This window comes from Nonomuraea sp. K271, from assembly GCF_009908215.1.
GTDB classification, from domain to species: domain Bacteria; phylum Actinomycetota; class Actinomycetes; order Streptosporangiales; family Streptosporangiaceae; genus Nonomuraea; species Nonomuraea longispora.
The window spans coordinates 1-6,824 of sequence record NZ_JAAAHR010000278.1; the positions used below are offsets into that span (position 1 = coordinate 1).

The 6,824-nt window shown below is 68.3% G+C and carries 6 protein-coding genes; 3 read left to right on the plus strand and 3 right to left on the minus strand.

The features are described from left to right. The coding region (locus GUY59_RS45260) for a cytosine permease (RefSeq protein ID WP_201762118.1) at positions 1–613 on the minus strand (613 nt) is incomplete at its 3' end. 94 nt (positions 614–707) lie between these two features. On the opposite strand from GUY59_RS45260, the gene GUY59_RS45265 reads away from it, so the two are divergent. Next, positions 708–2,108, plus strand: coding sequence for an MFS transporter (locus GUY59_RS45265; RefSeq protein WP_138208444.1), 1,401 nt, complete (start codon positions 708–710; stop codon positions 2,106–2,108). A 10-nt stretch (positions 2,109–2,118) separates the two neighbouring features. Here GUY59_RS45265 and GUY59_RS45270 read toward each other — a convergent pair whose 3' ends face one another. Continuing rightward, the gene (locus tag GUY59_RS45270) at positions 2,119–3,099 is read right to left on the minus strand and encodes an NAD-dependent epimerase/dehydratase family protein (protein ID WP_138208443.1); all 981 of its coding nucleotides are present in this window, start codon (positions 3,097–3,099) and stop codon (positions 2,119–2,121) included. Between the two features lie 215 nt (positions 3,100–3,314). On the opposite strand from GUY59_RS45270, the gene GUY59_RS45275 reads away from it, so the two are divergent. Further along, complete coding sequence (locus GUY59_RS45275) at positions 3,315–4,685, plus strand: sensor histidine kinase (protein ID WP_138208442.1); 1,371 nt, start codon at positions 3,315–3,317, stop codon at positions 4,683–4,685. Positions 4,686–4,703: 18 nt separating this feature from the next. After that, positions 4,704–5,009, plus strand: a complete 306-nt coding sequence (locus tag GUY59_RS45280) for a pyrophosphatase (RefSeq protein WP_138208441.1) — start codon at positions 4,704–4,706, stop codon at positions 5,007–5,009. A 328-nt stretch (positions 5,010–5,337) separates the two neighbouring features. Here GUY59_RS45280 and GUY59_RS51590 read toward each other — a convergent pair whose 3' ends face one another. Beyond that, positions 5,338–6,480: a helix-turn-helix domain-containing protein gene (locus GUY59_RS51590; RefSeq protein WP_138208440.1), complete on the minus strand. Its 1,143-nt coding sequence runs from the start codon at positions 6,478–6,480 to the stop codon at positions 5,338–5,340. Positions 6,481–6,824 lie beyond the last annotated feature (344 nt).

Consider the following 6,824-nt stretch of genomic DNA (forward strand, 5'->3'; position numbering starts at 1 on the left):
CGCCCACCCAGCCCCCGGGGCCGGCCGTGGTCTCCAGCGACACGCCGAGCCTCGGGGCCATGAGGATCATGTAGACGACGGTCAGAACGACGAACGCGTACGTCAGGTAGCGCTGCACCACCATGATCATCGCGTGGCCGTACACGCCGACCGCGATCACCACGACGGCGGCCACGGCGAAGCACACGGCGGTGGCCGTCGTGGGCGGGACGCCGGGCGCGAGCCGGCCCAGGATGGCCGCGCCGCTCTGCGCGGCCAGCGTGACGAGCACGATCTCCCAGCCGACGTTCGACACGTACGACAGCGCCGCCGGCAGCTTGTTGCCCTGGTAGCCGAACGGCGCCCGGCCCAGCGTCATGGTGGGCACGCCCGACCTCGCGCCGGCGATCGCGACCAGGCCGACCAGCAGGAACGACAGCGCGTAGCCGATGGCCCCGGTGATGATCGCGGGCACCACGCCGAGGCCCAGTCCGACGATGTAAACACCGAACGCGACTCCGAACAGCGACAGGTTCGAGCCCGCCCACGGCCAGAAGAGGTCTCTCGGCCGCCCGTGCCGCTCGGCCTCGGGGACCGCGTTGATGCCGTTCTGCTCCACGGCCATCGTGTCCATGATCGGACGTTACTCGCCTTCTGCGTAGAAACGAACCCTTACCGTGGGTATGGGCTGCACGTTTCCTCCGCCGATCCACGGAGAGACATCCGTGATGAGGCCATTCGGGGGTGACAGGCGCAAGCACGCGCTGGCCATCTGCCTCGTCGCGGCGTTCATGAGCGGGCTGGACGTGAGCATCGTCAACGTGGCCGTCCCGTCGATCCGCGATGCGCTGCACGCGTCGGAGGACGGGCTGCAGTGGACGGTGTCGGGGTACGCGCTCGCGTTCGGGCTGCTGCTGGTTCCCGCCGGGCGGCTGGGGGACGCCAGGAGCCGCCGCACGATCTTCATGTGGGGCGTGGCGCTCTTCACCGCCTCCAGCGCGGCATGCGGGCTGGCCTGGGACATGAACGTGCTGATCGCGGCCAGGTTCGTGCAGGGCCTGGCGGCCGGCACGCTCAACCCGCAGGTGTCAGGGCTGATCCAGCAGATGTTCAGAGGGACCGAGCGGGGGCGGGCCTTCGGGGCGCTCGGGGCCACCATCGGCGTGTCCACGGCCGCGGGGCCGCTGATCGGCGGCCTGCTCGTCGGCCTGGCCGGGGCCGACCACGGGTGGCGGTGGGTGTTCCTGGTGAACGTGCCGATCGGCATCGTGCTGCTGCCGCTGGCCTGGCGGGCGCTGCCGGCGCAGCCCGGCAGCGGGCGGCGCGAGAGCATGGACCCGGTGGGCGTGCTGCTGCTCGGCATGGGCGTGGTGGGGCTGCTGCTGCCGTTCATCCAGCGGCACCAGTGGGAGGGAAACACGAAATGGCTGCTCGTCCCCGCCTCGCTGGTGGTGCTGACCGGCTTCGTGCTCTGGGAACGGCGCTATCCGCGCGAGCCGCTGGTGGACCTGTCGTTGTTCCGCAGACGTTCGTACCGGCTGGGCACGGCCATCGCGATGTTCTACTTCGCCGGCTTCACGGGCATCTTCTTCATCTTCACCCTCTACCTTCAGGTCGGGCTGCACTACAGCGCGCTGCTCGCGGGACTCGCGATCACGCCGTTCGCGCTCGGCTCGGCGTCGGCCTCGGTGGTGGGCGGGCGGCTCGTGTCGCGCGCCGGCCGGCGCGTGGTGGCGGTCGGCCTGACGATGGTGATCGCCGGGCTGTGCGCGACGATGCTGGCGACCGCTCTGGTGCCCGGACGCGCGGTGGGCCTGGCGACGGTGCTGCCGCTGCTGCTCGCGGGCATGGGCAGCGGCCTGGTCATCTCGCCCAACCAGGCGATCACGTTGTCGGAGGTGCCGCCCGAGGGCGGGGGGAGCGCGGCCGGAGTGCTGCAGACGGGGCAGCGGCTGGGCTCGGCGATCGGGATCGCCGTGGCGGGCTCCACGTTTTTCGGCGCGCTCGGCCAGGGCTGGGCGACCGCCTTCCGGCACGGCCTGATGGCCGTGCTGATGTCGGTCGTGATCGCCCTGGTGGCCGCCGCCTATGACCTCGTACGCACCCGCCGGGACGCCACGCGCCCGTGATCCTCGCGGCTCATCCGGCCAGGACGCGCGCCTCCGTCTCGGGATCGAGACCGACGGTGGGACGGTCGGGCCGCATGGGCGCCAAACCGCCGATGCTCCGCAGCCAGGCCCACGTGTCGGCGACCGTCTCCTCGACCGGGCGCAACCGCAGCCCGGCCGCCATCGCCTTCGACACGTCGGCTCCGTGCATGAAGCCGTAGAACTCGCCCGGCAGCCAGATCGGCAGGTCGGACCACGGCTCGATGCCCGCCGCGAGAATGCGCTCCTGCGACGTCCAGCGCAGCTCGGCGTCGGACCCGGTCACCTTCACGCACGTCTCCAGGAGCTCCCGCATCGTCGTGAAGTTGGGCGGGCTCACCAGGTTGTAAGGGCCGCCCAGCCCCTGCTCGGCCGCGCGCAGGCACCACAGGGCGAGGTCGCGGGCGTCGATGTACTGGAGCCCGAGATCGACGGGCTCCGGAGCGAGCACCGGCCCGCCACGCGCGATCCTGGTGAGCCACCACGGCAGCCTGCCGACGTTCTCGTAGGGGCCCAGGATGAGCCCCGCCCTGGCCAGCAGCGCCCGGTCGCCGAACGCGGCGACGGCCGCCAGCTCCGCGCCCGCCTTGTTCTTCGCGTAGTCGCCGTCCCCGTCGTCGGGCGAGCCCGCCACCAGCGGCGCGCTCTCGTCGGCACCCGCGGGCACCGGCAGCGTGTGGACGGACCTGCTGGAGACGTAGACGTAGCGGCCCGCACGGCCGGCCAGCAGCGCGGCGGAGTCCCTGACCGCGGACGGCGCCCACGACCACGTGTCGACCACGACGTCCCACTCGCCGCGCTCCAGCGCCGCGAGGCCGCCGGGGGCCGACCGGTCACCGCGCAACGCCGTCACGCCCGGCGCCGGGTCGTGGCTGCCCCGGTTGAACGTCGTGACGTCCCACCCGAGGGACTGTGCCTCCTCGACGACCGCCCGACCCACGAACTCCGTGCCACCCAGTACGAGAAGTCTCATGGTGTCCACCCTGACCGCCGGAGTCCATGGGTGACAGGGGCTCACGCTCTCGGCGGAATCGCCGCGAGCGGAGGCCTGGGACGCTTCTGCACCGTGAGTAATTAGATCTACGTTCATCATGCGCCCAGGAAGGGCATAGCAGCAGATCAGAGTATCTAATAGTGCAATTGCCTTGTGCGGGTAAATGTCACCAATAGTGACATGGAGTACCTGGGATGGTGATGCGGATCTTCCCTCGCTCGATCCGGGCGCGCCTGACCGCGATCGCGACCGCCACAGCGGCGCTGGTCGTCTTCGCCACGTCCACCTTCATGCTCGTCACCGTGCCCGACAACCTGCGCGACGTCGTCCGCGACAGGGTCGAGGTGTCCGTACGAAGGATCGCCAGCGACGCCAGGGCAGGGGAACTCTCCACCGCGCTCCGAGCCCCCGCGCGCGTGCACTTCCTGGAGGTGGTCACGCCCAGCGGCGACGTGCTCGCGTCCACCACCGGCCGCGACGTGCACTGGAAACTCAAGGCGTTCCGGCCCGCCGAACCCGACAAGCTCTACGTCAAGGAGGCGTGGGCGCCCCACGAACGCAACGCCGGGGAGACCCACTTCCTGGTCATGGCCATGTCCGTGCCGACCCCGCACGGCCTGGTCGCCGTCTATGGCGCGTCGTCGCTCACGGACGTCGACCGCGCCATCAAATGGTTCGAGATCCAGACCTTCGTCATCGCCCCGCTGATCCTGGCGAGCGTCATGGGCATCACCTGGCTCGTGGTCGGGTCCGCGCTGCGCCCGGTCGAACGCATCCGTTCCAAGCTTGCCGAGATCACCGGCCAGGACCTCAGCAGGCGCGTACCCGTCCCCGACACGGGAGACGAGATCACCCTCCTGGCCGCCACCACGAACGACACCCTCGACCGCCTCGAACGCTCCGTCGAGACCCAGCGACGCTTCGTCGCCGACGCCTCGCACGAGTTGCGCAGCCCCATCGCGGCCCTGCGCACCCAACTGGAGGTGGCCAACGCCATCCCCGAGGAGACCGACTGGAGCGCCACGGGAGCGCGGGCGCTGGCCGCCGTCGACCGGCTCACCGGCATCATCGACGAACTCCTCATGCTGGCCAGGCTGGACGCCGGCGCGGTCGCGCCCCGCCGCGTCGTGGACATGTGCCGGCTGGCCGCCGAGCAGGTACGCCGCCGCGGGGACGCCAGAGTGGCCATCGTCCCCGACCTGTGCGCGTCGGCCCCCGTCCACGGCTCGCCCGTGCAGCTCGACCGCATCCTGACAAACCTCCTCGACAACGCCACCCGGCACGCCGAGACCAGGATCGACCTGGAGGTGGCGGTGGAGGATGACCGGTGGGTGGTGGTGACCGTGACCGACGACGGCGAGGGCATCGCGCCCGAGGACAGGGAACGAGTCTTCGAACGGTTCACCAGGCTGGACAGCGCCAAGGCCAAGGACCAGAGCGGCAGCGGCCTCGGCCTGCCCCTGTCCAGGGAGATCGCCCTGTCCCACGGTGGCACGCTCACCATCGCCGACCACTCGCCGGGCGCCCGCTTCGTGCTCGTCCTGCCTTCCTACCAGGGCGCCTGAACCCCCTACACTCGCGGCATGAATCTGCGCCGGCTCTCCGACGAGGTCGAATCCGTATCCCAGCGGTACGCGGGGAAGCTGGGCATCGAACGGGACGACATCTGGTTCCTGCTCAAACTGCAGGAGGAGCTCGGCGAACTCACCCAGGCGTTCCTGATGCGCACCGGCCGCGCCAGGACCAAGGGCCACACCGACGACGAACTCGACGCGGCCTTCCGCGCCGAACTGGCCGACGTGCTCTGCCACGTGGTGCTGATGGCCCGCCACCACGGGGTGGACCTGCAGACGGAAATCGACAAAAAGTGGCTCACCCACGACCACTGACACCCCGGGACCGCCGCGGCGACGGGATGGCGGGGTCTCGCCGGGGAAGAACTCGGGCCGTAGGCGGGCCGGCGGGGCGCCGTTGCGGTGGCCGGCAACGTGCGGGTCAGATCGCGTCTTCCTGGAAACACTATGGCCTTCAATGACCCGGACTGAAGCTTCAGCCCCTGTGAGCAGGGCTCCTGTCTGCGACGTTAGGCGGGAGCCCTCCGCCGTGTCCTGCGGCGCTGAGCCCATGCAGGTCTACGGTGAGTCCAGCGGGCCGTAGGCACGCATTGTGGTGATAAGCCCGTGGGGGTTCCTGAAATGTTTTGCTATTGGTTGTTGGTCAACTTGAAGAGGGATCCGGAGGCAGCATCCCATGCAGGTTCTCACGGGCGCTACGAATCTCGGGGATTCGTTCCCATGCCTTCGTCCGCTGGAGTATCTCGCGCGCCCGAGAATTCACGCGTGCCGAACCGATGAAGGGCAGTGCACGGGCAAGGGCCTGCATGTGCTCAGCGGTAAGCGTCGGCCTGCCTGCGCGAATAGCTGTCTGAGCCTGACGGCCTAGGTACTGAGCTTGAAAGAGGAGGGACCATTGCCCCATGGCATGAGCAGCATCGCGAAGAAGCCGATCAGCCTGGTCATACTGACCGAGGTGGCTTAGGCCGATAGCCACATCTCCACCGAGAGCGGCCTCCGCGAACGGGCTCAAACCGCGTGCTTCAAGTGCCCTTTCGAGAGCACTCCTCGCCTCCCCGTCGTGGCCTTTAATGGCAGCTAGCGACCGCCCTAGCCGCATGTGAAGGCTCGATTCCCGGCTGGCCGGTAGATCAGGAATGCGAAGTCCGCGCTGGGCATGCTGGACGGCTCGGGGAGCGTCGCCCCGGTAGAGAGACACGCGACTCAAGGCGTCATAGGCGCGAGCTTGCGCCGCGAAGTGTTGCCCGTGGTGAGCTAGGTCGAGCGCAATCAAGCTCGCATGCTCCGACTGGCCCAGCATGCCAGCGTCGTACAGGGCGATGCTGGCCTGGTACATCAAGTCAGAGGCCGCCGTTTGCACCTGATCACTCAGAGAGACGGCCTGGAGTGTACTCACCTGCCGAATATGCGTAAGAGCACGAGCAGCCAGAGGAAGGCCGCCGAGTTCGTATCGGCCCCGCGCGAGGCTGTCAGCGAGCGCGCGCACATAGTCGGGGTCAAGGTAGGGATTTGAGCTGGCTGCCGAGGGCGCAAACACGACGGACGCGGCGGCTACCAGGAATTCCCTGCGCTCCACAGGTTCCTCCACTGAAGGTGAAAAGCGCACCTCCCAGCCAACTCGCGCAAGCAGCTCCTGCGCTCTAGCCAAGCCCGTGTCGGCGACGCCTCGACAGACCTTTGAGATCCAGGCTTGAGACACCCCAAGTTGATGGGCGAGCTCCGACTGAGTCCAGCCGCGCTGCTCCATGATCGTTCTCAGGGCTTCGGGGAGAGTCCGGACTTCCACTAGCTGAGCGTATAGCGGAGAGGTATTGGCTCAATAGTGAACTTTTCCTTCGAGGAATACCCGCGCTGGTGCGCCGGAAACAGCCGAGAGAACATAGGCGCCCGGCAGTGAGCTGCATCACATACATGAACATGATGCAACACCCCTGTGTGGAGGTCACGATGAACTCGGTAAGTATAGAAGGCGGAAACGGGACGGATCGGCTGCTGACTCCTGACAATGAACCTATTTCAGGCTCCGCATCGAGTGCCCTGGTCACAGCATGATCGCAAGTCCGAGGTTAGCCCCATGACGCAGCAGAGCTCCTGGTAGATGGGTTGATCACCACAACCACGCCCATCACA